The 24889-nt window shown below is 66.5% G+C and carries 24 protein-coding genes and 1 tRNA gene; 8 read left to right on the top strand and 17 right to left on the bottom strand.

The window, feature by feature from the left end:
• Positions 1-27: 27 nt before the first annotated feature.
• From BLV60_RS17010 to BLV60_RS16995, 4 genes are all read right to left on the bottom strand, one after another.
• Positions 28-114: transfer RNA gene (locus BLV60_RS17010), tRNA-Leu, on the bottom strand.
• Between the two features lie 101 nt (positions 115-215).
• Positions 216-3374, bottom strand: coding sequence for an efflux RND transporter permease subunit (locus BLV60_RS17005; RefSeq protein ID WP_093056451.1), 3159 nt, complete (start codon positions 3372-3374; stop codon positions 216-218).
• A complete protein-coding gene (locus tag BLV60_RS17000; protein WP_093056450.1) occupies positions 3371-4570 on the bottom strand; it encodes an efflux RND transporter periplasmic adaptor subunit in 1200 nt (399 codons plus the stop codon). The genes BLV60_RS17005 and BLV60_RS17000 overlap by 4 nt, the downstream gene beginning before the upstream one ends.
• A gap of 93 nt (positions 4571-4663) precedes the next feature.
• Positions 4664-6508 carry a potassium transporter Kup gene (locus BLV60_RS16995; RefSeq protein ID WP_093056449.1) on the bottom strand — a complete coding sequence of 615 codons (1845 nt, stop codon included), beginning with the start codon at positions 6506-6508 and terminating at the stop codon, positions 4664-4666.
• Positions 6509-6658: 150 nt separating this feature from the next.
• Here BLV60_RS16995 and hpnC point away from each other — a divergent pair, with 150 nt between their 5' ends.
• Genes hpnC through BLV60_RS16975 form a run of 4 tightly spaced genes read left to right on the top strand, consistent with a single transcriptional unit; the run spans position 6659 to position 9979 of the window.
• Complete coding sequence (gene hpnC, locus BLV60_RS16990) at positions 6659-7573, top strand: squalene synthase HpnC (RefSeq protein ID WP_093056448.1); 915 nt, start codon at positions 6659-6661, stop codon at positions 7571-7573.
• Positions 7570-8409 (top strand): presqualene diphosphate synthase HpnD, encoded by an 840-nt coding sequence (gene hpnD / locus BLV60_RS16985; RefSeq protein ID WP_093056447.1) that lies wholly within the window; start codon positions 7570-7572, stop codon positions 8407-8409. Before hpnC ends, hpnD begins: the two co-directional genes overlap by 4 nt.
• A gap of 2 nt (positions 8410-8411) precedes the next feature.
• On the top strand, positions 8412-9674 hold the full coding sequence (gene hpnE, locus BLV60_RS16980) for a hydroxysqualene dehydroxylase HpnE (protein WP_093056446.1): 1263 nt from the start codon (positions 8412-8414) through the stop codon (positions 9672-9674).
• A complete protein-coding gene (locus tag BLV60_RS16975; protein WP_093056445.1) occupies positions 9671-9979 on the top strand; it encodes a hypothetical protein in 309 nt (102 codons plus the stop codon). The genes hpnE and BLV60_RS16975 overlap by 4 nt, the downstream gene beginning before the upstream one ends.
• 12 nt (positions 9980-9991) lie before the next feature.
• On the opposite strand, the gene BLV60_RS16970 is transcribed toward BLV60_RS16975, so the two are convergent.
• The gene (locus BLV60_RS16970; RefSeq protein WP_093056444.1) at positions 9992-10633 is read right to left on the bottom strand and encodes a LysE family translocator; all 642 of its coding nucleotides are present in this window, start codon (positions 10631-10633) and stop codon (positions 9992-9994) included.
• A gap of 128 nt (positions 10634-10761) precedes the next feature.
• Between BLV60_RS16970 and BLV60_RS16965 the strand changes: the two genes are divergently transcribed.
• Entirely contained in the window at positions 10762-11067 is a 306-nt protein-coding gene (locus BLV60_RS16965; protein WP_093056443.1) for an NIPSNAP family protein, read from the top strand.
• A gap of 4 nt (positions 11068-11071) precedes the next feature.
• Here the strand turns inward: BLV60_RS16965 and BLV60_RS16960 are convergent, their stop codons facing one another.
• The gene (locus BLV60_RS16960; protein WP_093056442.1) at positions 11072-11803 is read right to left on the bottom strand and encodes an HAD family hydrolase; all 732 of its coding nucleotides are present in this window, start codon (positions 11801-11803) and stop codon (positions 11072-11074) included.
• Positions 11804-11818: 15 nt separating this feature from the next.
• Between BLV60_RS16960 and hemH the strand changes: the two genes are divergently transcribed.
• From hemH to BLV60_RS16945, 3 genes are read left to right on the top strand one after another with little or no spacing between them, the layout of a single operon-like run.
• The gene (gene hemH / locus BLV60_RS16955; RefSeq protein WP_093056441.1) at positions 11819-12865 is read left to right on the top strand and encodes a ferrochelatase; all 1047 of its coding nucleotides are present in this window, start codon (positions 11819-11821) and stop codon (positions 12863-12865) included.
• Positions 12862-13710 carry a class I SAM-dependent methyltransferase gene (locus BLV60_RS16950; RefSeq protein WP_093056440.1) on the top strand — a complete coding sequence of 283 codons (849 nt, stop codon included), beginning with the start codon at positions 12862-12864 and terminating at the stop codon, positions 13708-13710. The genes hemH and BLV60_RS16950 overlap by 4 nt, the downstream gene beginning before the upstream one ends.
• Positions 13707-14807 carry a hypothetical protein gene (locus tag BLV60_RS16945; RefSeq protein ID WP_093056439.1) on the top strand — a complete coding sequence of 367 codons (1101 nt, stop codon included), beginning with the start codon at positions 13707-13709 and terminating at the stop codon, positions 14805-14807. The genes BLV60_RS16950 and BLV60_RS16945 overlap by 4 nt, the downstream gene beginning before the upstream one ends.
• A gap of 15 nt (positions 14808-14822) precedes the next feature.
• Here BLV60_RS16945 and BLV60_RS16940 read toward each other — a convergent pair whose 3' ends face one another.
• The 11 genes from BLV60_RS16940 to BLV60_RS16890 all read right to left on the bottom strand — a co-directional run bounded on the left by BLV60_RS16940 (position 14823) and on the right by BLV60_RS16890 (position 24810).
• Positions 14823-15386, bottom strand: a complete 564-nt coding sequence (locus tag BLV60_RS16940; RefSeq protein WP_093056585.1) for a thioredoxin family protein — start codon at positions 15384-15386, stop codon at positions 14823-14825.
• 141 nt (positions 15387-15527) lie between these two features.
• Positions 15528-16034 carry a DUF1993 domain-containing protein gene (locus BLV60_RS16935; RefSeq protein WP_093056584.1) on the bottom strand — a complete coding sequence of 169 codons (507 nt, stop codon included), beginning with the start codon at positions 16032-16034 and terminating at the stop codon, positions 15528-15530.
• A gap of 57 nt (positions 16035-16091) precedes the next feature.
• Entirely contained in the window at positions 16092-16976 is an 885-nt protein-coding gene (locus BLV60_RS16930; RefSeq protein ID WP_093056438.1) for an alpha/beta fold hydrolase, read from the bottom strand.
• Positions 16973-18040 (bottom strand): branched-chain amino acid ABC transporter permease, encoded by a 1068-nt coding sequence (locus BLV60_RS16925; RefSeq protein ID WP_093056437.1) that lies wholly within the window; start codon positions 18038-18040, stop codon positions 16973-16975. The genes BLV60_RS16930 and BLV60_RS16925 overlap by 4 nt, the downstream gene beginning before the upstream one ends.
• A gap of 13 nt (positions 18041-18053) precedes the next feature.
• Positions 18054-19037 (bottom strand): branched-chain amino acid ABC transporter permease, encoded by a 984-nt coding sequence (locus BLV60_RS16920; protein ID WP_093056436.1) that lies wholly within the window; start codon positions 19035-19037, stop codon positions 18054-18056.
• Positions 19034-19762 carry an ABC transporter ATP-binding protein gene (locus BLV60_RS16915; protein WP_093056435.1) on the bottom strand — a complete coding sequence of 243 codons (729 nt, stop codon included), beginning with the start codon at positions 19760-19762 and terminating at the stop codon, positions 19034-19036. The genes BLV60_RS16920 and BLV60_RS16915 overlap by 4 nt, the downstream gene beginning before the upstream one ends.
• Positions 19759-20523, bottom strand: coding sequence for an ABC transporter ATP-binding protein (locus BLV60_RS16910; protein ID WP_093056434.1), 765 nt, complete (start codon positions 20521-20523; stop codon positions 19759-19761). Before BLV60_RS16910 ends, BLV60_RS16915 begins: the two co-directional genes overlap by 4 nt.
• A 48-nt stretch (positions 20524-20571) precedes the next feature.
• Positions 20572-22023, bottom strand: coding sequence for an extracellular catalytic domain type 2 short-chain-length polyhydroxyalkanoate depolymerase (locus tag BLV60_RS16905; protein WP_093056433.1), 1452 nt, complete (start codon positions 22021-22023; stop codon positions 20572-20574).
• A 179-nt stretch (positions 22024-22202) separates the two neighbouring features.
• Entirely contained in the window at positions 22203-23390 is a 1188-nt protein-coding gene (locus tag BLV60_RS16900) for a substrate-binding domain-containing protein (RefSeq protein ID WP_093056432.1), read from the bottom strand.
• Between the two features lie 156 nt (positions 23391-23546).
• Positions 23547-23810, bottom strand: a complete 264-nt coding sequence (locus tag BLV60_RS16895) for a hypothetical protein (RefSeq protein ID WP_093056431.1) — start codon at positions 23808-23810, stop codon at positions 23547-23549.
• A gap of 55 nt (positions 23811-23865) precedes the next feature.
• On the bottom strand, positions 23866-24810 hold the full coding sequence (locus tag BLV60_RS16890; RefSeq protein WP_093056430.1) for a dioxygenase family protein: 945 nt from the start codon (positions 24808-24810) through the stop codon (positions 23866-23868).
• Between the last annotated feature and the right edge of the window lie 79 nt (positions 24811-24889).

Below are 24889 nucleotides of genomic sequence, written 5' to 3'. Positions count from 1 at the left end.
CTCGATAGACGGGCTACATAGCAGGGCTGGTGCGCGGGGCCGGACTCGAACCGGCACGTTCTTGCGAACGTCAGGACCTAAACCTGGTGCGTCTACCAATTTCGCCACCCGCGCAGTGCCAATCTTTCAGGTGAATGCAAAAGCGGACGGTCCCTTTGCACCATGGAAGCCCATGGGCCAAAGACCATCCGCTTGAAATCGGTCAACTTTCGATTTTAAACGCTAATCGGCGCCTCTTTCGGCTCCCGCTTCACACGAAATGCCGCTGCATACATTGCCGGCAAGGCCAGCAGCGTCAGCACCGTCGCGACGATCAGGCCGCCCATGATGGCCACCGCCATCGGCCCCCAGAACACGCTGCGCGACAGCGGGATCATCGCCAGCACCGCCGCCGCGGCCGTCAGCACGATCGGACGCAGCCGCCGCACCGCCGACTCCACGATCGCGTCCCACGCCGGCACGCCCGCCGCGCGGTCGAGCTCGATCTGGTCGATCAGGATCACCGCATTGCGCTGGATCATGCCCATCAGCGCGATCACGCCCAGCAGCGCCACGAAGCCGAAGGGCCGGTTCAGCACCAGCAGCGCGCCAGCCACACCGGCAATGCCCATAGGCCCGGTGATGAACACCAGCAGCGAGCGGCTGAAACTGTGCAGCTGCAGCATCAGCAGCGTGAACACCAGGAACAGCATGATCGGCACGCCGGCCACGATCGAGGCCGAGCCCTTGCTGCTCTCCTCCACCGCGCCCGCCACCTCGATGCGGTAGCCGCCCTGCCCGGCCGCCACCCAGCCGGCTTCTAGCTCGCGCAGCTTCGGCAGCAGCTGCGCCGTCACGGTCGCGCCCTGCAGGCCTTCGACCACGTCGCCCTGCACGGTGATGGCGTAGTCGCGGTTCTCGCGCCACATCACGCCCGGCTCCCAGGTGAACACCGGCTTGGCGATCTGCGTGAGCGGAATCGAACGGCCCGAGGTCGTCGGGATGTAGGCGTTGCCGATGTCCGAGATAGCCTGGCGCTCGTCGGGCGCCTGGCGCAGCACGATGTCGATCAGCAGGTCGTTCTCGCGGTACTGGCCCACGGTGGTGCCGCTGAACATGGTCTTGGAGGCCTGCGCGATGGCTTGGCTCGTCACGCCGAGCGCGCGCGCCTTGGCCTGGTCGATCTCGAGGCGGATCACCTTCACCGACTCGTTCCAGTTGTCGTTCACGCCGCGCATGTTGGCGTTGTCGCGCAGCACGGCCTTCACTTCGTCGGCATGGCCGCGCAGCAACGCCGGGTCGGGGCCGATCACGCGGAACTGCACCGGGTACGGCACCGGCGGCCCGTTGGGCAGCAGCTTGACGCGGCCGCGCACCTCGGGAAACTCCTGCGCCAGCACCAGCGGCAGCTTGATGCGCAGCGTCTCGCGCACCTTCAGGTCCTTGGCGAGCACGATCAGCTGCGACACGTTGGTCTGCGGGAACACCTGGTCCAGCGGCAGGTAGAAGCGCGGCACGCCGGAGCCGATCCAGGTGCTGACCGTCTTCACGCCGGCCTCCTGCATCACGCGCTGCTCGACGCGCTTGGCCACTTCTTCGTTGGCGGCGAAGGAGGTGCCTTCAGGAAACCAGAGGTCGACCAGGATCTCGGGCCGGCTCGAATCGGGGAAGAACTGCTGCTGCACCTTGCCCATGCCGACAATGCCGAGTGCAAAGATCAGAATCGTGGCGCCGATGGTCATCCAGCGGTGCTGCACGCACCAGTTCACCGTGCGGCGGAAGACGTTGTAGAACGGTGTGTCGAACAGCTCGTGCGGCGGTGCATCGGGGTCGTGCGGCTTCACCTTCAGCAGCAGCGTGCCGAGGTACGGCACGAAGTACACCGAGACGATCCACGACAGCACCAGCGCGATCACCGTCACCGCGAAGATCGCGAAGGTGTATTCGCCCGTCACCGACTTGGCGATGCCGATCGGCAGGAAACCCGCCGCGGTAATGAGCGTGCCCGTGAGCATCGGCTTGGCCGTCACGTCGTAGGCGAAGGTGGCGGCGCGGACCTTGTCGTAGCCCTCTTCCATCTTCCGCACCATCATCTCGACCGCGATGATCGCGTCGTCCACCAGCAGGCCGAGCGCGATGATGAGCGACCCCAGCGATATCTTGTGCAGCCCGATGCCGAAGTAGTTCATCGCCAGGAAGGTCACGGCCAGCACCAGCGGAATGGTGATTGCCACCACCAGCCCCGGGCGCATGTCGATGTACCAGCCGAAGCGCCCGCCCTTGTGCAGGCCGAGCGAGATGATGCTCACGGCCAGCACGATGGCCACGGCCTCGATCAGCACGCCGACGAATTCGTTGACCGAGCTCGCCACCGACACCGGCTGGTCTTGCACCTGCGCCAGCTTGACGCCGGCCGGCAGGCGCTGGTCGATGGTGGCGGTGGTGGCCTTCAGCGCCTTGCCCAGCGCGATGATGTCGCCGCCCTTGGCCATCGACACGCCCAGGCCAATCACTTCCTTGCCCTGGTGGTGCATCTTGACCGACGGCGGATCGATGTAGCCGCGGTGGATGTCCGCAATGTCGCCGAGCTTGATCTGGTTGCCCGAGCTGCCGCGAATGGGCATCTCGCGCAGCTGGTCGACGCTGGTGAACTGGCCCGCGACGCGCACCTGCACCACGTCCTGCGGCGACTGGATCGTGCCCGCACTCTCGATCGCGTTCTGCGAACCGAGCTGCGCCAGCACCGCGTTGAAGTCGAGCCCCAGCTGCGCCAGGCGCTTCTGCGAGATCTCGATGTAGACCTTCTCGTCCTGCACGCCGAACTGGTCGACCTTGGCCACGTCCTTCACGCGCAGCAGCTGCTGGCGCACGTCGTCGGCCAGCGTCTTGAGCTCGGCGTAGCTGAAGCCGTCGCTCTCCAGCGCGTAGATCACGCCGTAGACATCGCCGAAATCGTCATTGAAGAACGGCCCCTGCACGCCGGCGGGCAAGGTGGCGCGCATGTCACCGATCTTCTTGCGCACCGTGTACCAGACGTTCGCGACCTCGGTGGACTTCGACGAGTCCTTGATGTTGAAGATGATCTGCGACTCACCCGGCTTCGAGTAGCTGCGGATCTTGTCGGCGTACGGCGCTTCCTGCAGCGTGCGCTCGAGCTTGTCGGTGACCTGCTCGGCCACCTGCTGCGCGGTGGCGCCGGGCCAGTAGGTGCGCACGACCATCGCACGGAAGGTGAAGGGCGGATCTTCGTCCTGGCCGAGCTGGAAGTACGCGAAGGCACCCAGCACCATCAGCACCACCATCAGGTAGCGCGTGAGGGGCGCGTGGTCCAGCGCCCATTTGGAGAGGTTGAAGCCGGCGGGCTTTTCAGTGGGAGTCGCTGCGCCGCCGCTCATTTGCCGGCACCCGCTGCGATCTCCTTGTTCGTCGCAGCGACAGCCGCAACGGGCTGCGCCGATTCCTTCGCACCGGCATTGGCGGCGGCCGCTGCCGCCTCCTTGGACTGGTAGATGGTGACCTTCTGCCCCGGCGACAGCACGTGCACGCCAGCGGCCACGACCATCATGCCGGGCGCGATGCCGCCGGCGATCACGGCCTCATTGCCGTCGGCCGTGGCTACTTGCACGGTCTGTGAGCGCACCGTCATGGTCGACTTGTCGAGCACCCATACGGCCGAGCCCTTGCCTTCCTGGCGCAGCGCGCTGGTCGGCAGCTTCATCACCGTGGTGGTGCCGTGCGCGAGCGCCTGCGGACGCGCATAGACCGTGGCGCCGAGTGGCGGCGAGGTGGCTGCGTCGATGGCGACCTTGACCGAGTAGGTGCGCGTCACCGCGTCGGCGCTGGCTGCCACTTCGCGCACCTGGCCCTCCAGTTCGTTGCCGCCCGACCAGCCACGTACCGTGACGGGCGAGCCGGCCTTGATCAGCGTGGCGCGGTCTTCAGGCACCGCGAACACCACGTCGCGCGCGCCGTCCTGCGCAATGCGAACGACCGGCGTGCCGGCCTGCACCACCTGGCCCGGCTCGGCCTCGATGGCGGTGATGATGCCGGCCACGTCGGCCACCAGCGTCGTGTAGTTGGCCTGGTTGCCCTGCGAGGCGAGTTGCGCCTGAGCCTGCTCGAGCTGGGCCTGCGCGGCCTTCCAGGTGGTCTCGCGGCGCTCCAGTTCGGCGCCGCTGATGAAGTTCTGCGCACGCAGCTCGGCGTAGCGCTTGAGATCGGCGGCCGCGAGGTCGCGATTGGTCAGCGCGGCGGCCTGCTGAGCGCGTGCGGCTTCAGCGGCGAGGCGGTAGTCCTGCGGATCGAGCTGTGCCAGCACCTGGCCGGCCTGCACATGCTGGCCGAGTTCGGCCTGGCGCTTGGTGATCTTGCCCGCCACGCGGAAGCCAAGGCGCGATTCGACACGCGCGCGCACCTCGGCAGAAAACTCGGGCTGGGCATCGAATTCGCTCGCCCCGACGGTCACGAACTTGACCGCGCGAACGGGGTCCTCGGCCGCAGGCTTCGGCGAACAGCCGGCCAGAAAAATGGCGGGAAGCAGCAACCAGGCGGCGCTGCGGACACGGAACGAGAGGACGGCGGAGGCGGTCATGAAACACCCTGGAAAGGACGAACCGGATCATTACTGACCCACTGGTTAGTAATTTAGGGTAAACGTGAACTACTGTCAATGACCCGCCGGTCACTAGGTGCGTTGACCCATCTCCACAAGCCGGTTGTCAGGCAGCTCGAAGTAGTCCGAAGCCCGCCCTGCGTTGCGCTGCAGCCAGCCGAACAACACACGCCGGACCGGGTTCATGCCCGGCAGGTTTTCCTCGCCGACCGAGGCGCGCGAGACGAAGTAAGACGTCTTCATCGAATCGATCGCCAGCGTCTTCTGGTAAGCCAGGATGCGGATGAACTCGGGCACGTCGGGCCGCTCCATGAAGCCGTGGCGCGCCGTGACCATCCAGATGCCTTCCATCAGCTGCTCGGCCTCGATGCGGATGCGTGCATCGACGCGCGGGGTGTCGCAGGGCAGCACGCGCAGCACGATCACCTGCTCGTGCAGCACCTGGTTGTGCTTGAGGTTATGCAGCAGCGCATGCGGCACCGCAGTGGCGTCGGGGTTCAGGAACACCGCCGTGCCGCTCACCCGGTGCGGCATGTGCAACGCCAGCGATTCGACGAACGGCCGCAGCGGCAGGCTCTCGGCCGCTGCGGCCTCCAGTCCCAGCCGGCGCCCCTTGGCCCAGGTGGTGAAGACCACCATCACCACGGCCGCCACCGCCAGCGTGAGCCAGCCGCCCTCGGCCACCTTCAGGCTGTTGGCGATCACGAAGGTCAGGTCGACCACCGCGAAGGCCGCCACGCCGACCAGCACCGCCACCTTGTTCCAGCGCCACAGCCCCCAGGCCACGATGCCGGCCAGCAGCGTGGTCGTCACCATCGTGATCGACACCGCGATGCCGTACGCAGCCGACAGCGCACCAGAGCTGCGGAAGCCCAGCACCAGCAGCAGCACGCCCACCATCAGCAGCCAGTTGACGGCCGGCACGTAGATCTGCCCGATGGCCGTGCCCGAAGTCTGTATCACCCGCATGCGCGGCAGGTAGCCCATGCGCATCGCATGCGCCGTGAGCGAGAAGGCGCCCGAGATCACCGCCTGCGAGGCGATCACCGTCGCCATCGCGGCCAGCACCACCATCGGCAGCACGCCCCACGCGGGAAAGAGCCGGAAGAACGGGTTGTCGATGGCCGCCGGGTTCGCCAGCACCAGCGCACCCTGCCCGAAGTAGTTCAGCACCAGCCCCGGCAGTGCGATGAACATCCACGCCAGGCGAATCGGCTTGGCGCCGAAGTGCCCCATGTCGGCATACAGCGCCTCGCCGCCCGTGAACGCCAGGAACACCGCGCCCAGCACCGCCAGCGACTGCGCCCGATGCTCGACGAGAAAGCCGAGGGCGCGACGTGGGTCCAGCGCCGCCAGCACCTGCGGCTGCTGCAGCACCTGCCACAAGCCGGCTGCCGCCAGCACAACGAACCAAAGCAGCATGACCGGCCCGAAGATCTTGCCGACCACGCCCGTGCCCTTCTTCTGCACCATGAAGAGCGCAACCAGGATCACCACCGTGATCGGGATCACCGCGCGCTGCAGCACCGGCGCCTGCACCTCCAGCCCCTCGACTGCCGACAGCACCGAGATGGCCGGCGTGATCAGGCTGTCGCCGTAGAACATGGCCGCCCCCACCAGGCCCAGCATGCCGATGACGCTCCACACCCACGGCTTGGTCTTGGGCCCCGCAACCGCGCTGCGCGCCAGCGCCTGCAACGCCAGGATGCCGCCCTCGCCGTCGTGGTCGGCGCGCAGCACGAACACCACGTACTTCAGCGTGACCACGAACATCAGCCCCCAGAAGATCAGCGAGAGCAGGCCCAGCACCGAATCGGGCGAGAACGGCACGCCGTGCTCGGGGTTCATCGTTTCCTTGAAGGCGTAGAGGGGCGAGGTGCCGATGTCGCCGAACACAACGCCCAGCGCCGCGATCATGAGCGTGGGCCCCTTCGGATGCGCCGCCTCGCCGTACGCTGAAACCTGGGGCCCGGAAGCCGAAGCGGATGCTTTCATGAAGCAGAAGTTCAAAGTGGCGACGCTGCGAGCATAGTGCCGGGGCTTTGCATCGTCGCTGACAATCGTGGCGTGTCCGCCACTCCCCACCTCGCTGCGCCGCCTGCGCACTACGAAAACTTCCCCGTCGCCTCGTGGCTGTGCCCGCCACACCTGCGACCGCCGATCGCGGCTATTTACCACTTCGCGCGCACCGCCGACGACATTGCCGACGAAGGCACCGCCTCGCCCAGCGAGCGCCTGGCCGAGCTGCACGCCTACCGTGAAGAACTCGCCGCCGCCGCCCAGGGCGAAGTGCTCCCGTCGTCGCGCTGGCCGCGCGTATTCGGCCCGCTGGCCCACAGCATTGCCCAATACGGCCTGCCCGAAGACCTGCTCGCCAACCTGCTGAGCGCCTTCATGCAGGACATCGAGAAGACCCGCGACCGCGGCACCTACGCCGACCGCGCCGAACTGCTCGACTACTGCCGCCGCTCCGCCAACCCCGTCGGCCGCCTGTTGCTGCATCTCTACGGCATGCACGACTCCGAGGCGCTGGCGCAGAGCGACGCCATCTGCAGCGCGCTGCAGCTCATCAACTTCTGGCAGGACCCGAGCGTCGACCTGCCGCGCGACCGCTTCTACTTTCCGCTGACCGACTGTGCCCGCCGCAAGATGACGCGCGAAAACTTCAAGGTCTTTGCGCCGCTCTCGAACGCCCCGCCGCCGCAGGAAGCTATCAATCTGATAGCAGTGGTGTCGCATTGGGCCCGCGAACTCATGCACGAAGGTGCCCCTCTCGTGCACCGCCTGCCCGGCCGTGCCGGCTGGGAGCTGCGCCTCGTCGTGCAGGGCGGCCTGCGCATCCTCGACAAGATCGAGGACTTGGGCTTCGACACCTTCTCGCAGCGCCCCACCATCGGCAAGACCGACGCGCCCGTGCTGCTCTGGAAGGCCATGCGGATGCGGAGACAATGGCGGCCCATGAAAGCAGCGCCTCCCCGATGAATCCCGAGCAATACGTGCAAGACAAGGCCGCCGCCTCGGGCAGCAGTTTCTATTACGCCTTCCTGTTCCTTCCCAAGCCGCGCCGCGCCGCGATCACGGCCTTCTATGCCTTCTGCCGCGAGGTCGACGACGTGGTCGACGAGGTCACCGACCCCGGCGTGGCCGCCACCAAGCTCGCCTGGTGGCGCACCGAGGTAGCCCAGTCTTTCGCGGGCACGCCGCGCCATCCGGTCATGCAGGCGCTGATGCCACACACCGCGGCCTACGGCATCGAGGCGCGCCAGCTCCACGAAGTGATCGACGGCTGCCAGATGGACCTGGACCAGACCCGCTACCTCGACTTTCCCGGCCTAGCGCGCTACTGCCACCTGGTGGCCGGCGTGGTCGGCGAAGTCGCGGCGCGCATCTTCGGCCAGACCGATCCGAAAACCACCGCCTACGCCCACAAGCTGGGCCTGGCGCTGCAGCTCACCAACATCCTGCGCGACGTCGGCGAAGACGCCCTGCGCGGGCGCATCTACCTGCCGGTGAACGAACTGCAGAAGTTCGACGTGAAGGCGCACGAGATCCTGAACCGCGTGCACTCCGAGCGCTTCGTCACGCTGATGAAGTTCCAGGCCGCGCGCGCCCACGTGGCGTATGACGAAGCGCTCGCCCTGCTCCCGCTCGCCGACCGCCGCACGCAGAAGCCGGGCCTGATGATGGCCAGCATCTATCGCACGCTGCTGCGCGAGATCGAGCGCGACAACTTCCAGGTGCTGAACCAGCGGGTGAGCCTGACGCCGGTACGCAAGTTCTGGCTGGCGTGGAAGGTCCAGGCGCTCGGGCGCATCTAGTCTTGAAGAAGACAGCTGTCATCGGTGCCGGTTGGGCCGGCCTCGCCTGCGCGGTCGAGGCCACGCGGCTCGGCCATGCCGTCACGCTGTTCGAAGCCGCGCACATGCCCGGCGGCCGCGCGCGGCGCGTCGACGACATGCACGGGCTGGCGCTCGACAACGGGCAGCACATCCTGATCGGCGCCTACACCGCCACGCTGAAGCTGATGCGCGATGTCGGCGTGGATGTCGACAGCGTGCTGCTGCGCCTGCCGCTGTCGCTGCGCTTTGCCGACGGCGGCGGTCTCAAGCTGCCGCGGCTGCCCGCGCCGCTCGACCTGCTGGCCGGCATCTTCACCGCGCGCGGCTGGACGTGGCGCGACAAGTCGTCGCTGCTGCGCACTGCCATCGGATGGCGCCTTGCGGGCTTTCGCTGCGCCGGCGCCACCACGGTCGCCGACCTGTGCGCCGGCCTCACCCCACGCGTGATGAAGGAACTGATCGAGCCATTGTGCGTGTCGGCGCTCAACACGCCGGTGGGGCAGTCGAGCGGCGAAGTTTTCCTGCGCGTGCTGAAGGACGCACTCTTCAGCGGCAGTGGCGCCGCCGACTTGCTGTTGCCCCGTGCCGACCTGGGCGCGCTGCTTCCCGACGCGGCCATCCGATGGCTGACGGCACAGGGCGCGCAAGTACGAATCGGCACCCGCGTGCGTGCCATCGCATCCGAGGGCGGCCGGTGGCGCGTCGACGATGAATCCTTCGACCAGGTCGTGCTGGCCTGCGCGCCGTGGGACGCCGCCCGGCTCGTACGTGCGTCCGGCCTGCAAGCGGATGCCTGGTGCGACACCACCGAAGCCCTGCGCTTCGAAGCCATCGCCACCATCTACGTGCGCGGCGCCTCACCACTTGCGGAACCGATGCTCGCGCTGCGCAGCAACCCGGCCACGGCACCGGCGCAATTCGCGTTCGACCGCGGCCAGCTCACCGGCCTGCAAGGCGTGCTCGCGATGGTCGTGAGCGCCAATGAAACACCGCGCGAAGTGCTGGAAGAACAGGTAGTCGCTCAGGCGGCCGCACAGTTGGGCCAGACAAACCTGCAGCTCGTGCAGACAGTGGTCGAGAAGCGCGCCACCTTCGCCTGCACGCCCGCACTTTCGAGACCCGCTTCGGCCATCGCCCCCGGCCTGCAGGCCTGCGGCGACTACACCGAAGGCGCCTACCCCGCCACGCTCGAAGGCGCGGTGCTCAGTGGGCTGGCAGCCGCGAAAGCATTGGCGACCTCATGACGACCGAACTGCGCTATCTCGATTTCGACTACAGCGAAGATACCGAAGGCCACGGCACCTTCGATGCGATGGCATCGACCACGCCCGACAAGACGCCCGAGGTGCAGGCCGAAATCGCGCAGGTGCTCGCCTGGGCCGAAGCCACCTTCCCCGATGCGCGCGGCGCGCTCGAAGAAGGTGCCATGTGGGACTACGACCTGCAGCAGATGCAGGAAGAAGACGCCCGCTTCGTCACGCACACCCTCTCGCTCAGCGGCACAGCCGATTTCTGCGCGGCACTGCGCGAGCAGTTCGCGCTCGACTGAAGAAGAAAAGAATCAGGCCGTCTTGTTGGGCAAGCGCAGCAGGCTCAGCCCCAGCAACACGAACGCCCCACCCGACAGCTTGTTGAACAGCCGCGTGCGACGCGGGTCCGACAGCTGCTTGCGCAGCAGACGCGCCAGCAGCACGTAGAACGCATGCGACAGCACCGAGGCAGCCGCAAAGGTGGTCGTCAGCACCGCGAACTGCATGGCGAGCGGCGCGTCCTGCGTGAGGAACTGCGGGAACAGCGCCGAGAAGAAAAGAATGCCCTTGGGATTGCTCAGCGCCACCGTCAGGCCGTGACCGAACAAGCGCCAGCTCGAACGCGGCGAGGCCCCTGCCGACGAGCCCTGCAGGTCGGCGAACACGCTGCCCTGGCTGCGCCATTGCTTGATGCCCAGGTAGATCAGGTAGGCCGCGCCGGCCAGCTTCAGCACCATGAAGGCATGAGCCGAGGTCGAGAGCACCACGCCCAGCCCGGCCATCGCAGCGGCCGACACCATGAACAGGCCCATTGCATTGCCAAGCGAACTGATCATTGCGCGTCGCGGGCCCACGCTCATCGAATTCGAGACCGCGAGCAGCACCGCCGGTCCAGGTGTGAAAGCGACGAGCAGCGTGACGCCGCAGAAGATGAGCCAGTTGGAGAAATGCACTTTGGGGTTCCTGCCCGGCGTGAGGCCGCAAGACGTTGAGACAGACGGGAAACTATAGTCAGCCCGGCGAATCGCTGCAGACGCCGCGCCAATACCCCTCATCAGCCCACCTCACGGAACAAGCACCCATGGTCACCTGCTACCTGCGCTACATCGTCGATCCCTACAAGCTCAAGGAATTCGAGCACTACGGCAAGCTCTGGATTCCGCTGGTCGAGAAGTTCGGCGGCCAACACCATGGCTACTTTTTGCCGTCGGAGGGCGCGAACGACGTAGCGCTGGCAATGTTCACGTTTCCCAGCCTGGCCGCCTACGAAAAGTACCGCGCCGATTCGATGCAAGACCCGGAGTGCCAGGCCGCGTTCAAGTACGCGGAAGAAACCCGCTGCATCCTCAGCTACGAGCGCAGCTTCTTCCGCCCCGTCTTCAAATAGTGCCTCAGGCGCCCAGCGCCATGCACAGCGCGTGCAGGTTCGGCACGATCAGCTGCGGCCGCGCACCATGCACCCACGGCCGCTCGTCGCGCACCAGCCAGGCCGCCTGCATGCCGGCGTTGAGCGCGCCGACCACGTCGAGCTCGGCGTCGTCGCCCACGTGCAGCACATCCTTGGGCAGCAGGCCGACCGACGCGGCGGCCGCGCGGAAGATGGGCGCGTGCGGCTTGCCGCTGCCGAAGGCGCGTGCGTTGAAGCCGGTGCGGAACCAGCGGCCCACGCCGGTCTTGTGGATGTCGGCGTTGCCGTTGGAGACCGCCACCAGCGGATAGCGTTCGCTGAGCCACTTCAGCGCCGGCAGCGCGTCGTCATACAGCGTCACGCGCTGGCGCTCTGCGAAGAAGGCATCGAAGGCCGGCTCGGCAAGCGCCGGGTCTTCTCCCGCTCGCGTGAGTGCGGTGCGAATCGATTCGCGGCGCAGCGCGCTCAGGTCGTGCGCGAGGTCTGAACGCTCCTTGGCCGTGGCTTCACGCAGTTCGCGCAGGATGCCCGGCGTCATCAACAGCGAGGCCGTCTTCGGCGCTTCGCGCAACAGCCATTCATGCAGCACGGCCTCGGCGCGTTCAATGGTCGGCCAGATCGGCCACAGGGTGTCGTCGAGGTCGAGAGAGATCGCCGAGATGCGCTTGAGATCGAGAGGCGCGGCGCTTGCGGAGGCCGTGGGAGCGGAAGTCATGCCCGAGAATATCGCATGCCTCCAAGCCATGAGACCACTTCTCCAAGTACCCCGCACACCCCGCGCACCGCTGTGCTCTGGTGCAACCTGGGCTCGCCCGATGCCCCCACCGCCGCCGCCGTACGCCCCTATCTCGCCGACTTCCTGGGCGACCCGCGCGTGGTCGAGATCCCCAGGGCAATCTGGGCATTGATCCTGCACGGCATCATCCTGCGCACGCGGCCAGCCAAGTCCGCAGCCAAGTACGCGAGCATCTGGATGCCCGAAGGCTCGCCGCTCAAGGTGTGGACACAAAAGCAGGCCACGCTGCTGGCCGGCTGGCTCGGCGAGCGCGGCCACCGCGTGACGGTGCGCGACGCGATGCGCTATGCCAGCCCATCCATCGCCTCCCGGCTCGACGCGCTGCAGGCCGAAGGCGCCACCCGCGTGCTGGTGCTGCAGGCCTACCCGCAGTACTCGGGCACCACCACCGCGAGCGTGATCGACGCGGTGAACGCCTGGAGCAGCAGGCAGCGCCGAGTACCCGAATTCCGCTTCGTCAACGACTACCACGACGACCCCGCCTACATCGAGGCGCTGGCGCAGAGCATCGAGAAGCACTGGAAGACCGACGGCCGCGGCGAGGTGCTGTTGATGAGCTTCCACGGCATTCCCGCGCGCAACATCGCGCTGGGCGATCCGTACCAGGCGCAGTGCCTCGAAACCGCACGCCTGCTCGCGGCACGGCTGGGCCTTTCGAGCACCCAGTACCGCGTGACCTTCCAGTCGCGCTTCGGCCGCGCCAAGTGGCTGGAGCCCTACACCGAGCCCACGCTGCGCGAACTCGGCGCCTCCGGCGTGAAGCGCGTGGACGTGGTCTGCCCGGGCTTCCCGGCCGACTGCCTCGAGACGCTCGAAGAAATCTCCATGGAAGGCCGCGAAGCCTTCCTGCACTCAGGCGGTGAAGCCTTCAGCTACATCCCCTGCCTCAACGACAGCCCGGCATGGATCACCGCGCTCGCGGGCATCGCCGAACGCAATCTGGCGGGCTGGCCTACGCAAAGAACAAGCACCACTCCATGAAGCCGGACCTGCACGAAGCCAACCGGCTCTCGTGGAACGCGGCCACTGTCGCGCACAACAGCCACAAGGGCGACCAGGCCGCCTTCTTCCGCAAGGGCGGCTCCACCCTCTTTCCCGAGGAAGCCGGCCTGCTCGGCGACGTGACGGGCCTGTCGGTGCTGCACCTGCAGTGCAATGCCGGGCAGGACAGCCTGAGCATCGCGCGCCTGGGTGCCGAAGTGACGGGCGTGGACATCTCCGACGAGGCCATCGACTTCGCGACGCGGCTGTCGCAGCAATCGGGCATCGCGGCGCGCTTCGTGCGCTCGGATGTCTACGACTACTTTCGCGATGCACAGGCGCGCGGCGAGCGCTTCGACATCGTGTTCTGCTCGTACGGCACTCTGTGCTGGCTCTCCGACATCGGCGCCTGGGCGCGCGGCGTGGCGCAGCTGCTCAAGCCCGGTGGCCGCTTCGTCTTCATCGAGTTCCATCCTTTCGCACTCGTGTTCGACCCCGCCTGGAAGTTCCACTACGACTACTTCAACGAAGCTCCCGTGCCCGAGGAAGGCGTGGGCGACTACGTGGCCGAGTCCGGCGACGGCCTCGTGCGCGAGGGCTACGAGCGCGGCGTGGAGAACTTCAGCAACCCGCATCCGAGCTTCGAGTTCACATGGGGCGTGGGCCAAGTGACGACCGCGCTGTCGCTGGCCGGTCTCGTCATCGAGCGGCTCGACGAGTACCCGTACGCCAACGGCTGGAAGCCCTTCGAAGGCATGCGCGACATCGGTGGGCGCCGCATGGCGCCGCCCGAGGGCATGCCGCGCATTCCGCTCATGTATTCGATCTCCGCACGCAAGCCATGAAAGTCTTTCGCACCCTCGGTGGCCTTTTTCTGCTGGCGCCCTTCCTGGCCAGCGCGACTGGAACCGTCGAAGTGCCCAAGGGCGTGTGGGAAGGCACGCTCGACACCAAGGCCATCGTGGCCTGCTTCAACGCCGAATATCCGAGCGGCAGCTACTTCTACAAGCAATACAGAAAGGCCATCGCGCTGGGCCGCTCCGAGAAGGACAGCTTCTGGCACGAAGGCGGCGAGACCGGCCTGTGGGCGCTCGGCCCGGGCAAAGGCACGACGCTCACCGGCACCTGGAAGAACGTGAAGGGCACGCCAGTGACGCTGCCCATCCAGTTGAACCTGTCCGATGCCACGGGCGGCGACAAGGCCTGCGCGAGCGACGGCTATGCAGGCCTGCTCGAAGCACCGCCGAAGATCGAGACCGGGAAGAAAGAGGAATTCGCGGCCGGCCGCAGCTTTCGCCGCCTGCGCTTCGCCGGGCAGGAAACCATCGAACTCTCCGGCCCCGAGCCCACGCTGGCGGCCATCAACCGCGAGCTGCGCCGCGACTTCGACACCAGCAAAGACACGATCAAGGAGTACTTCGACAAGCGCCGCGAGTTCCTCGGACGGGTCGGCGTGCCGGCGGAAGACGAGAACACCGCCGATCCGTCCTACTGGACCTCGCAGTGGCTGAGCATCCGCAACTACACCTGGACGGCCGGCACGGGCCGTGCCGGCATCTCGTGGTTCTATCGCACCTGGGACCTGCAGACGGGCAAGCAGGTCGACCTGTGGACATGGTTCGCCTCTCGCCAGCCGTCGCCGAACGCTCCCGGGCCGGGCCCCATCGCCACCAGCGGCGGCTCCATGACGCCGAAACTGCGCCGCTTCCTGTTCCGCCACGCCGGCATCGATCCGTCGAAGGCCGAAGAGAACTGCGAGTTCAACTACAGGCAAGACGCCTATTACGACCTGACTCTGGAAGCCAAGGGCATGCGCTTCGCGCAGCCCGACTTCGGCAACGGCTGCGCGATCGAGATCGAAGTGCCCTACGCCGACCTCGGCCCGGTGCTCACGCCCGCGGGCAAGGCGGCGGTACGACGCATCGTCGAATCGCCGAATTAGCCCCGTAGCCTTGGCTCAGGCTGCCGGCCTGCGCGCCAGCAGCACCTCGATCGCGGCCTCCATCTCGGCGTATTCCCCTTCGCCGAAATGCTGACGCATCACCTGCCCCTTGCTATCGACCAGGTAGAAGGCCGGCCAGTACTGGTTGTTGTAGGCCTTCCAGGTGGTGAAGCTGTTGTCCTGCGCCACCGGATAGTGGATGTTGAAGCGCTCGATCGCGTCCTGCACATTGCGCGTCGACTTCTCGTATGCGAACTCGGGCGAATGCACGCCGATCACCACGAAGCCCTGGTCCTTGTACTTCTCGTACCAGCGCACCACGTGCGGCAGCGTGCGAATGCAGTTGATGCAGGAGTAGGTCCAGAAGTCGACCAGCACCACCTTGCCGGCCAGCCCCTGCATCGTGAGCGGCTGCGAGTTGAGCCATTTGTCGATGCCTGCGAACTCGGGGGCCTTGCCGTAGTCCCGCAGGCCCGGCGAGGCGGCCAGCGCGCTGCGCACCGGCCATCCGCCGCCTGCGACCGCCACGAACGCGGAAGCCCCTGTCGCAAGCGCCGAGAACGCCCTTCTGGACAACATCTTCATGATCGCAAACCTCGTTCGTGTGTCAGACCGACAGCGGTCTGGCGCGATTGTTTGCGGCGCACGCCGTGCGTGCGCATGTGTCACGGCAATTTGAAGTTTGTCCCGGCGGTGTGAAGGCCGCCGGCCTTCAATGCCTCAGAACTTGCCCAGATAGTCCATCTTGCCGATGGGCATGCCCTTGTGGCGCAGCACGTCGTAGGCCGTGGTCACGTGGAAGAAGAAGTTGGGCAGCGCGAACTGCAGCAGGTAGCGCTGAGCGGTGAAATGTGCTTCGCCTTCGCGCGCCTTGATGGTCACGGGGCGCTCTTCCTGGCCGTCGATCTGCGCGCGCTCGACGCTATTCAGGAAGTCCTGCGTCTTCACGATGCGCGCCAGCAGGTCGTCCCAGGTCTTTTCTTCGTCGGGAAAGCTCGGCGCGGTGATGCCCGCGATGCGGGCCGTGCCCAGCTTGCAAGCATCGCTCGCGCGCTGAATCTGGCCGGCCAGCGTGAGCATGTCGGGCGCCAGGCGCGCCTCGACCAGCGTGGCCGGGTCGATGCCGTTGGCCTTGGCATGCGCAAGGCTCTTATCGAGCAGGTGGGTGAGTTGGCCGAGTCCGCGGGTAAAGACGGGCACTGACAGGTCGTACAGAGAGAGCGTCATGGTGTTCGAGGCCTTGTTGTGGTTGGAATCGGCGGCGATTGTCACGCCGCCGCTCCTTCAACGACCGGCCGCCCGAATAAACCCTTCGATCGGCTCCAGTTGTTCGGGCACGTTCAGCGCGGGCGCGTGACCGCAGGCAGGCACTTCAATGACCTGCAGCCTGCCGGCCGCGCCGGGGCCCCGGCGCTCCATCTCCTCGATCACGCCGGGCAGCACCAGGTCGGACTCGGCGCCGCGCAGGCACAGCACTGGCACCTCGACGGCGTCGTAGTGCGGCCAGATCAGGTAGTCGTTGTCGTGCGCGCTGAACTGGCGGACCATGGCCGGGTCGTAGTGCGGCGTGACGCGGCCGTCGGGCAGGCGGCGCGTGGAGCTCTCGGTCAGGCGGCGCCACTGCGCGTCGCTGAGCCAGCCGTAGGGCTTGTAGACGGTGCGGAAGAAAGCCTCCAGCTCGGCCACCGTGTCGAACGCGGGCGGCTGGCCCGCATAGGCACGGATGCGCTCGATGGCGGGCTGGGCCAGTTCGGGCGCGTTGTCGTTCAGCACCAGGCTCGCGATGCGCGCCTTCATGCGCGGCTCGAACAGGCCCGACGCGCAGACGGTGCCGATGGCGCCGCCCATCGAGGTGCCGACCCAGTGCACGCGCCCCAGGCGCAACTCGTCGCACAGCGCATTGGCGATGCGCGCGTAGAACGCGAGCTTGTATTCCTCGTCGGGCAGCGGGCTCCACTGACTCAGGCCGCGGCCGATGGTGTCGGGGCAGATCACGCGGAAGCCGCGCGACGCGAAGTGCTGCGCCAGTTCGTCCATGTCGCGGCAGGTACGCGCCAGGCCATGCCAGGCAATGACCACCGGCGCCTCGGGTGCACCCCATTCGAGCCAATGGACTTCGCGGCCCGCGAGCTGCGCGTAGCGGGAGAGTGGAATGTTGTTGTCGCTCATCGCGCCGCCCTCGCCCGCAGCTTGCCCACGATGCCGGTCGGAAAGTAGTAGACCGACAGCACGAACAGCACGCCCAGCCACAACAACCAGCGATCGGGCGACAGCAGCGCGGCCAGCCACGGCAGCCCGCTCGCAGCCTCGCTACCCAGGCGCAGCAGGTCTTGCAGATAACTCTGCGCCACCACGAACAGCACCGCGCCAATCGCCGCGCCATAGATCGTGCCCATGCCGCCGATCACCACGATCAGCAGCACGTCGATCATGATCTCGAAGCTCAGCGAGGTATCCGGCCCGTTGTAGCGCAGCCAGATCGCAAGCATCGCGCCGGCCAGCGTGGCGAACAGCGCCGACAGCACGGCGGCCGTGGTGCGGTACACCACCACGCGATAGCCGATGGCTTCAGCGCGAAACTCGTTCTCGCGAATGGCCTGCAGCACACGGCCGAAGGGCGAGTTCACGATGCGCAGCAGCGCGAGCACCAGCACCACCGCGGCCACGAACAGCAGGTAGTAGCACAGCAGCCGGCCATCGAGCGAAACGCCGAGGAAAGGCTCTTCCGAGAACTCGAAGCTCGGCGAGATCAGCTCGGGCAGCTTGAAGGTCAGGCCGTCTTCGCCGCCGGTGAAGTCCGACAGCTGCGAGGCCAGCGTCTGGAAGGCCGAGGCCACGGCCAGCGTGATCATCGCGAAGAAAATCGCGCGCACCCGCAGCGAGAACAAGCCGATAGCGAACGAGAGCACCAGCGAGATCGCCAGTGATGCGCCCAGCCCCACCAGCACCGCGCCCCAGCTGGGCCCGAGCCGCGTTGCCGAAATCGCGATGCCGTAGGCCCCGATGCCGAAGAACATGGTGTGCGCAAAGCTCACGATGCCTGTGTAGCCCAGCAGCAGGTCGAAGCTGGCCACCAGCACCACGAACACCAGGATCTTGGCCGCGACGCTCAGCGCCTTCACGCCCGGGAAGATGAACGGCGCGAACGCCAGGGCGATGAACAGCGCCACCAGCAGCAGCGCCAGCAGGCGGCTCTTCGGCATGTCGTTGGAGAGAAGTCGTTTCAGGAACATGTCGTCTTCTTCCTCAACGATTCGCCACGGGGTACACGCCCTGCGGACGCCACAGCAGCACGGCCACCATCAGGAAGATGCTCGCGAACTGCGTAAGCGTGGGCAGCAGGAAGCCGATGTAGTTGGTCATCAGCCCCACCAGCAGCGCGCCAATGAGCGCCCCGCCCGTCGAGCCCAGCCCGCCGATGATGATCACGATGAAGATCAGCACGTTGACCTGCGCGCCCATCTGCGGCACCAGGTTCTGCTGGAACAGCCCCCACATCACGCCGCCCAGGCCAGCCAGTGCGCTGCCCACCACGAACACGCCGACGAACAGCCGGCCGATGCGGTAGCCGAGCGACTCGACCATCTCGCGGTCTTGCACGCCGGCGCGAATGAGCAGGCCGATCTTGGTGCGGCCCAGCGTCCATGCCAGCACACCGAACACGACCACGCCCACAGCCACCGCGAGCAGGCGGTACTTGCTGATGGCCGCGTCGCCGATCAGCAGCGAGCCGCGCAGCGCCTCAGGCAAAGGCAGCGGAATCTGCGCCGGCCCCCAGATCACCTTGATGAGCTCTTCGCCAATGATCATGCCGCCCATCGTGATGAGGATCTGCTTCAAGTGTTGGCCGTACACGGGCCGCACGATGAAGCGCTCGAAGGCCAGGCCCACCGCCCCGGCGACTGCCATCGCGACCAGCATGGCCGGGAACACCGCCACGAGGTTGCGCCACAGTTCGCCCGAACCGGTCCAGTCGCCCATCAGCCCGAGCACGCTGCTCGCCACGAAGGCGCCGAGCGCGATGAACACGCCGTGGCCGAAGTTCAGCACGTCCATCAGCCCGAATACGAGCGTGAGGCCCGAGGCGATGATGAAGATGATCATGCCCATCGCCAGCCCCGCGACCGTGAGCGTGAGCCAGGTCGAGAACGAACCTGTGAGCGGCAGCGCGACGAGCGCGAGGATCGGGGCCAGCAGCAGCGGCCTCCAGTCGAAGTCGAGTTTCTTCATAAAGCCAGTCCGAGCAGCGATTGCTGCAATTGCGCGTCCGCCGAGAACGCCGCCATGGAGCCGCTGTGCACCACGCGGCCGTTGTCCATCACCGCGACGTTGTCGCCCAGGCGTTGGGCGAAGTTGATGTTCTGCTCCACGAGCAGGATGGTCACGCCGCTGCGCTTGAGCTCGGCGAAGGCGTCGATCATGTTGTTGATCATCACGGGCGCAAGGCCCTTGCTGGGCTCGTCGATGATGAGCAGCTCGCGCGGCTCCACGATGGCGCGCGACACGGCCAGCATCTGTTTCTGCCCACCCGAGAGCTTGCCCGCCGGGTGGTTCCAGAACTTCTCGACCGCGGGGAAGAGCTTGAAGATCCACTTCAGGCGCGTGTCGTCGATCTGCGCTGCGTTCTTGGCGCCACGCGCGGCGAGCAGCATGTTCTCCTTCACCGTGAGGTCGGAGAAGATGCCCATGTTCTCGGGCACGTAGGCAATGCCCAGGCCGGCGATCTGCGGCGTGTGCTGCGCGGTGATTTCCCTGTCGCCGAAGCGCACCCTGCCCTGCGACGCGTGCCACAGGCCCATGATGGTTCGCAGCGTGGTCGTCTTGCCCGCGCCGTTGCGGCCCAGCAGCATGGTGAGCTGGCCCTTGGGCACGGCGAGGTCGACGCCATGCAGGATGTGATACGCCCCGATGTGCGTGTGCACGCCTTCGAGCGTCAAAAGATTCTGGGTGCTCATGCGGCCTCCTTCGCGACGCCCAGGTAGGCCTCTTGCACCACCGGCGAGGCAATCACCTCCGCTGGTTCGCCGTCGGCCACCAGCGTGCCGTTGTGCAGCACGATGATGCGGTCCGCGAGTTCACGCACCACGTCCATCTTGTGCTCGACCAGCAGGATGGTCTTGCTCTTGTCCTGCTTGAGCTTGCGGATCAGGTCGAGGATGACGGGCGCCTCGGCCGCGTTCATGCCAGCCGTGGGTTCGTCGAACATGAAGACCTTGGGCTCCAGCGCCATCAGCAACGCCACTTCCAGCTTGCGCTGGTCGCCGTGCGGCAGGCTCGCCACCGTCGCGTGCTCGCGCGATTTCAGCGCCACGTCGGCCAGGATCTGGTCGGCGCGCTCCGTCAGCGCCTTATGGTCGCTCCAGATGCTCCACAGGTTGAGCCCGCGCCGATGCGCGCCCTCGCGCGTGGCCTGCACCGCGAGGCGCACGTTCTCCAGCACCGTGAGGTTCGGGAACAGGTTGGTGAGCTGAAAGGCCCGCCCCAGCCCCGCGTGCGTGCGCGCGGAGGGAGACAGGCCCGACAGCAACTTCCCGTCGAGCGACACCGTGCCCGCGCTCGCCTTGAGCTGGCCCGAGATCAGGTTGAAGTAAGTGGTCTTGCCCGCGCCGTTGGGGCCGACGATGGCCGTCAGCGTGCCCGGCGCAAAAGCGCAGCTCACACTGTTGACGGCCACGTGCCCACCGAAGCGGATGGTCAGATCTCGGGTCTCAAGCATCGTTGTTGGTCATTGCGAATCGAAAAGAGAAACGAAGAGCGGCCTGCCTCAACAGGTGCCGATCACGTAGTAGTTGGGGCCCGTCTGCTTCAGCGTGGTCGTGACGTAGATGTTCCACAGGCCCATCGACTGTCCCGAGCCGTAGGCATAGGTCAGGCCCCACAGTGCATAGGCACGCCCGGCGACGGTGTGCGAATAGTTGCTCGCGGTGTAGCACGTTCCGCCGCCGCCAGAGCCCGCGGTGGTCGCGCCCGTGGCTGCGGTCGACATGGCGCCCTCCACGTTGCTGGCGTCCAGCGCGGCCACGGTCCAGCTGTAGGTGGTGGACGCGGCCAGGCCGGTGTCGGTGTAGCTGGTGGCGGCGACGGGCGCGGCGTTGACCTTGCTGCCGCCGCGGTACACGTTGTAGCCGCTGGCACCCGTCACGCCGGCCCAGCCGATCACCATGCTGCTGCTGGTCGCGCCCGATGTGCCCACGCCGGTGGGCGCGGGCAGGCCGCCGCCGCCCGCAGAACCGGTAACGCGGTCGATCATGGCCTTCATCGCCGCCATCTGCGGGCCCGACTTCTTCGCGTAGTTGGCACTGTCGTAGCCCCACCAGTCCCAGCAGCTGTTGGTGGCTGCCGTGCTGGTCTGCGGGTAGATCAGCACGATGTTGTTGGTGTCGGCCCAACGGTTGTAGCCGGTCTTGCGCACGTACTGGTCGCTCACGTCGGTGTAGTTCTGCTTGCAGCCGTGCAGCACCAGGTGCACGCGGCATGAGGTGGTGGTGCAGGCCTGCGGCACGTAGATCCAGCCGGTGGTGGCCATGCCGTGGCCGGTGACGAACTCCGACTGGTTGAACTCGGTGAAGGTGCCGCCCAGCGTGCCGTTGTTGCGCGGGTTCAGCGGCCCATAGAGCTGCGTGAGGATCTCGCCCGCAAGATCGAAGCCGCAGTTGTTGATGTAAGGCGCCGCAGTGGTGCTGCAGGCGCTGCCGTAGTCGTCGGTGACCATCGCGTGGCCCGCACCGATGTTGTTCTTGTAGACCGTGTTGGCCGCAGGCACGAAGCTCTGGTAGTAGGTCTTCAGGTCGTCCATTACCGCCTGCTTGACGGTGTTGTCGGACGTGCCCGAGAACAGGTACACCTTGGAGCCGCTCATGTTCGACACCGGGTCGACCGCCCCGCTGGCCGCCCAGCTGTTGGTGGTGCTCACGAGCGTCGACACCGGGATGCTGGTGCTGTGCGTCATGCAGCGCCCGGTGGCGTTGACCACCGAGCCTTCGGCGCAATAGAACGGTCCGCCCGCCACCACGCCGGCGCCGCGCTTGAATGTGGCCGAGTACGCCACGTGCAGTTGCACTGCCATGAAGCCGCCGGCCGACAGGCCTGACACGCTCACCTCCGCCGGGTTGGCGCCGAGCGCCGGCAGCGGCACCGCCGCCGTCGCGGCATGCGCCGCCACCGCCATTGCCGCAGCCGCGGCAAGTCCCTTCCAGTTCCATTTCATCGCTGGCATCGCTGTCTCCTTGTGTTGTGGGTATCGAACGCTTGCTTGCAGACTGACGAATCGGCCGTAGGTCGCGGCAGGCTGCGCGGACGCAGGCTGGCGCTTCGCCCGGCGGCCATCCGGGGCGAAAGGGGTGCAGCGCTTCCTCGAGCGCCGCGCGGGTCAGGGGGTGATCGGCGCTGTCGTGTTCAGCGCTTGTTCTTGATCGGGATGTCCATTTCCTCAGGCTTGATCTCGTGCACCAGCTCCGGCACACCCCAGGCGAACGCCGGGTCGACCTTGATCTTGAAGTGGTACATCGACTGCATCGCCTGGTGGTCTTCCTTGCGGAAGGTCATCTTGCCCTTGGGCGTGTCGAAGCTCATGCCTTCCATGGTGCTGATGAGCTTGTTGGTGTTGGTGTCGCCGTTGGTCTTCTTCAGCGCCGTCACCACCGCCATCGCGGCCGAGAAGCCGCCGGCCGTGAAGAAGTCCGGCGGCGTCTTGAACTGCTTGTAGTGCGCCGACACCATGGCCTCGTTCACCGGGTTCTTCGGAATGCCGAAGTAGTAGTACGCCGCGCCTTCCATGCCCGGCAGCGACTTGTAGGCCGCCATGGCCGGCAGGATGTTGCCGCCGGTGGCGATCTCGATGCCGTAGCGCTTCAGGTCAAGGTCGACGATCTTGAACGGGTTGCCCGCGCCAGCCCAGACGATCCAGATGATCTTGCGGCCCGGCTGGTCCTTCAGCTTGTCGATCAGGCGCTGCGCGCCGGCCGTGAAGTCGGTGGTGGTGGGCGGCAGGTACTCCTCATGGACCAGCTTGGCTTTCTTGAGCGCGGCGCCGAAGGCCTTCACGCCGTCGCGGCCGAAAGCGTTGTCCTGCGCCAGCGTGGCGACGGTAACGCCGGCCTTGTCGACGGCCACAGCGTTGGAGATCGCGTCCTGACTCGAATTGCGGCCGGTGCGGAAGATGTACTTGTTCCACTTGTCGCCGGTGATCGAGTCGGCCACCGCGGGCTCGACCAGCAGGATCTTCTTGTATTCCTCGGCCACGGGCAGCATCGCCAGCGCCACGCCCGAAGCGGTCGGGCCCACGGCCAGCGCGGCCTTGTCGTCGGAATAGGCCGCCGCCAGCAGCGACTTGCCGAGGTCGGGCTTGCCCTGGTCGTCCTTCTCGATGACCACGATCTTCTTGCCGTTGACCGTCATCGTGCCGCCGGTGGCGTAGTCCAGGCCCATCATGAAACCGGTCTGGGTCTGCTTGCCGTAGGCCTCCAGCGCGCCCGTCTTGCTGTAGATGTGGGCAATGCGGATTTCGTTGGATTGGGCCCATGCGGGGGCGGCAGCGGCACACGTGGCGAGCGCAGCCAGCGCGACGAGGTGGCGACGATTCATATTCATGTCTCCTGATATTGGTGACTGAATATTGCACAGTTCGTGCCACGCGCCAACTCGTTGATAACAAAGGCTTCTTCACTCGGAAGATGTGCCTTTCGCCTGAATTCAAAACACTTGTATTGCCTGAAATTCAGACAAGTGTATTTTTTGCAGTCAGGGTTTGCCAGAGGTTTGACGCTGCGCGATCCACTGCTCGAACTGGCGCTGCGCCTGCAGCCTGAATTCGTTGCGCGTGTGATTGCAGATGGCATGCGCGAGCCGCCGGTACTTTGGTTTTCGAACGCCGCCCAGGGTCGCGTCGAAAAGATGCTCGATGGTCGCCGAATCGGGCTTGTCGCGCGGTTCTTCGAAATCCATCGGCAAGCCGCACCAGTGACAGTTGGATCCGAAAGACGATCTGAGTGCTTGCACGCTCATGGGTGATACGAAATGGGGTGATGCGATGCCCCCATTCTCGGACCACCCGGATCGCCTACACCGCGAGGCCGATGACGGCACGCGCGGTGTAGCCAGCGCTGGCGTTGCCCGACATCGTGGGCGTCATCGCCGCAATCTGCGCGGCCGTGTTGTCGCCGAAGACGTTGTCGGTGGACAGCGACACCGCCGCCAGGTTGGCCACGCTCGCGCTGTAGCCGGTGACGTTCGGGTAGATCGCATTGCAGACGTCGCTGGGCATGGCCAGCTGCGAGGTGAGCACGGAGTTCTTACCGGTGGTAGCGGCCGACAGGCCGGTGAACACCTCGAAATGCATGTGCGGCCAGCGGCCCGAGTAGCAGGCCGGAAAGATGGTCGTGAAGCTCACCTGCCCCGCGCTGTCGGTGACCTGCACGCCGCGCAGGTAGCTTTCGGCCGACGCCGTGTACAACGAATAGTTGCCGCTGCGGTCGCAGTGCCACAGGTAGATCGCATAGCCCGCCAGCCCGGCGCAGCTGGCGTTGGTGTTCTGCAGCGTCAGCGTGATCGTCAGGGCCACGCCCTGCGCCACGGTGCTCGAACTGATGAAGCTGCTGCGGATGTCGCTTCGCACGATGCCACTGGCGGTGAGCACGTCGGAGGTCGAGCCGGAGGCGGTGTTGGTGCCGTCCGCGGGATAGGGGCCGGAGGTCTCGGCGGGCAACGCGGGGCAGGCACTGCTGCTGGTGCTCGTAGTGGTGCTGGTCGACGTGCTGGAGGTCGTACTCGTGCTGGCGGCCGTGGTGCCCGACGACGCCGCGGCGCTTACGGCGGCAGCGGTCAGCGCACTGGCGCCGCTCGAATCGCTGCCGCCGCCCCCGCCGCAACTGGCCAGCAGCGCCGAGGAAGAAAGCCAGAGCAAAGCTCGGCGACGCTCCAGGAGTTGCGCCTCCATGCGCGGAAGGTCTTCTGCCAGGCTATGGCCGTGGTGTTGCGATTCGGGGTGGGCGCCGAAGGTTTTCATGCGGGGTTTCTTGCAGGTTAAAACCCGCAGCTTCCGCAAGCTGCTTTGCGCGCAAATTTCACCGTGTTGCAGCTTTGTT

Source organism: Variovorax sp. YR634 (genome assembly GCF_900106655.1).
Classification (GTDB): domain Bacteria; phylum Pseudomonadota; class Gammaproteobacteria; order Burkholderiales; family Burkholderiaceae_C; genus Variovorax.
The sequence above is the reverse complement of the archived record's forward strand: the minus strand, read 5'-3'. Positions and strand labels throughout refer to the sequence as shown.

Coding starts and splice junctions, on each gene's coding strand:
- BLV60_RS17005 (WP_093056451.1), bottom strand. CDS start 3,374: ATGAGCGGCGGCGCAGCGACTCCCACTGAAAAGCCCGCCGGCTTCAAC.
- BLV60_RS17000 (WP_093056450.1), bottom strand. CDS start 4,570: ATGACCGCCTCCGCCGTCCTCTCGTTCCGTGTCCGCAGCGCCGCCTGG.
- BLV60_RS16995 (WP_093056449.1), bottom strand. CDS start 6,508: ATGATCGCGGCGCTGGGCGTTGTGTTCGGCGACATCGGCACCTCGCCC.
- hpnD (WP_093056447.1), top strand. CDS start 7,570: ATGAATCCCGAGCAATACGTGCAAGACAAGGCCGCCGCCTCGGGCAGC.
- BLV60_RS16975 (WP_093056445.1), top strand. CDS start 9,671: ATGACGACCGAACTGCGCTATCTCGATTTCGACTACAGCGAAGATACC.
- BLV60_RS16965 (WP_093056443.1), top strand. CDS start 10,762: ATGGTCACCTGCTACCTGCGCTACATCGTCGATCCCTACAAGCTCAAG.
- BLV60_RS16960 (WP_093056442.1), bottom strand. CDS start 11,803: ATGACTTCCGCTCCCACGGCCTCCGCAAGCGCCGCGCCTCTCGATCTC.
- hemH (WP_093056441.1), top strand. CDS start 11,819: ATGCCTCCAAGCCATGAGACCACTTCTCCAAGTACCCCGCACACCCCG.
- BLV60_RS16950 (WP_093056440.1), top strand. CDS start 12,862: ATGAAGCCGGACCTGCACGAAGCCAACCGGCTCTCGTGGAACGCGGCC.
- BLV60_RS16945 (WP_093056439.1), top strand. CDS start 13,707: ATGAAAGTCTTTCGCACCCTCGGTGGCCTTTTTCTGCTGGCGCCCTTC.
- BLV60_RS16940 (WP_093056585.1), bottom strand. CDS start 15,386: ATGTTGTCCAGAAGGGCGTTCTCGGCGCTTGCGACAGGGGCTTCCGCG.
- BLV60_RS16935 (WP_093056584.1), bottom strand. CDS start 16,034: ATGACGCTCTCTCTGTACGACCTGTCAGTGCCCGTCTTTACCCGCGGA.
- BLV60_RS16930 (WP_093056438.1), bottom strand. CDS start 16,976: ATGAGCGACAACAACATTCCACTCTCCCGCTACGCGCAGCTCGCGGGC.
- BLV60_RS16925 (WP_093056437.1), bottom strand. CDS start 18,040: ATGTTCCTGAAACGACTTCTCTCCAACGACATGCCGAAGAGCCGCCTG.
- BLV60_RS16920 (WP_093056436.1), bottom strand. CDS start 19,037: ATGAAGAAACTCGACTTCGACTGGAGGCCGCTGCTGCTGGCCCCGATC.
- BLV60_RS16915 (WP_093056435.1), bottom strand. CDS start 19,762: ATGAGCACCCAGAATCTTTTGACGCTCGAAGGCGTGCACACGCACATC.
- BLV60_RS16910 (WP_093056434.1), bottom strand. CDS start 20,523: ATGCTTGAGACCCGAGATCTGACCATCCGCTTCGGTGGGCACGTGGCC.
- BLV60_RS16905 (WP_093056433.1), bottom strand. CDS start 22,023: ATGCCAGCGATGAAATGGAACTGGAAGGGACTTGCCGCGGCTGCGGCA.
- BLV60_RS16900 (WP_093056432.1), bottom strand. CDS start 23,390: ATGAATCGTCGCCACCTCGTCGCGCTGGCTGCGCTCGCCACGTGTGCC.
- BLV60_RS16895 (WP_093056431.1), bottom strand. CDS start 23,810: ATGAGCGTGCAAGCACTCAGATCGTCTTTCGGATCCAACTGTCACTGG.
- BLV60_RS16890 (WP_093056430.1), bottom strand. CDS start 24,810: ATGAAAACCTTCGGCGCCCACCCCGAATCGCAACACCACGGCCATAGC.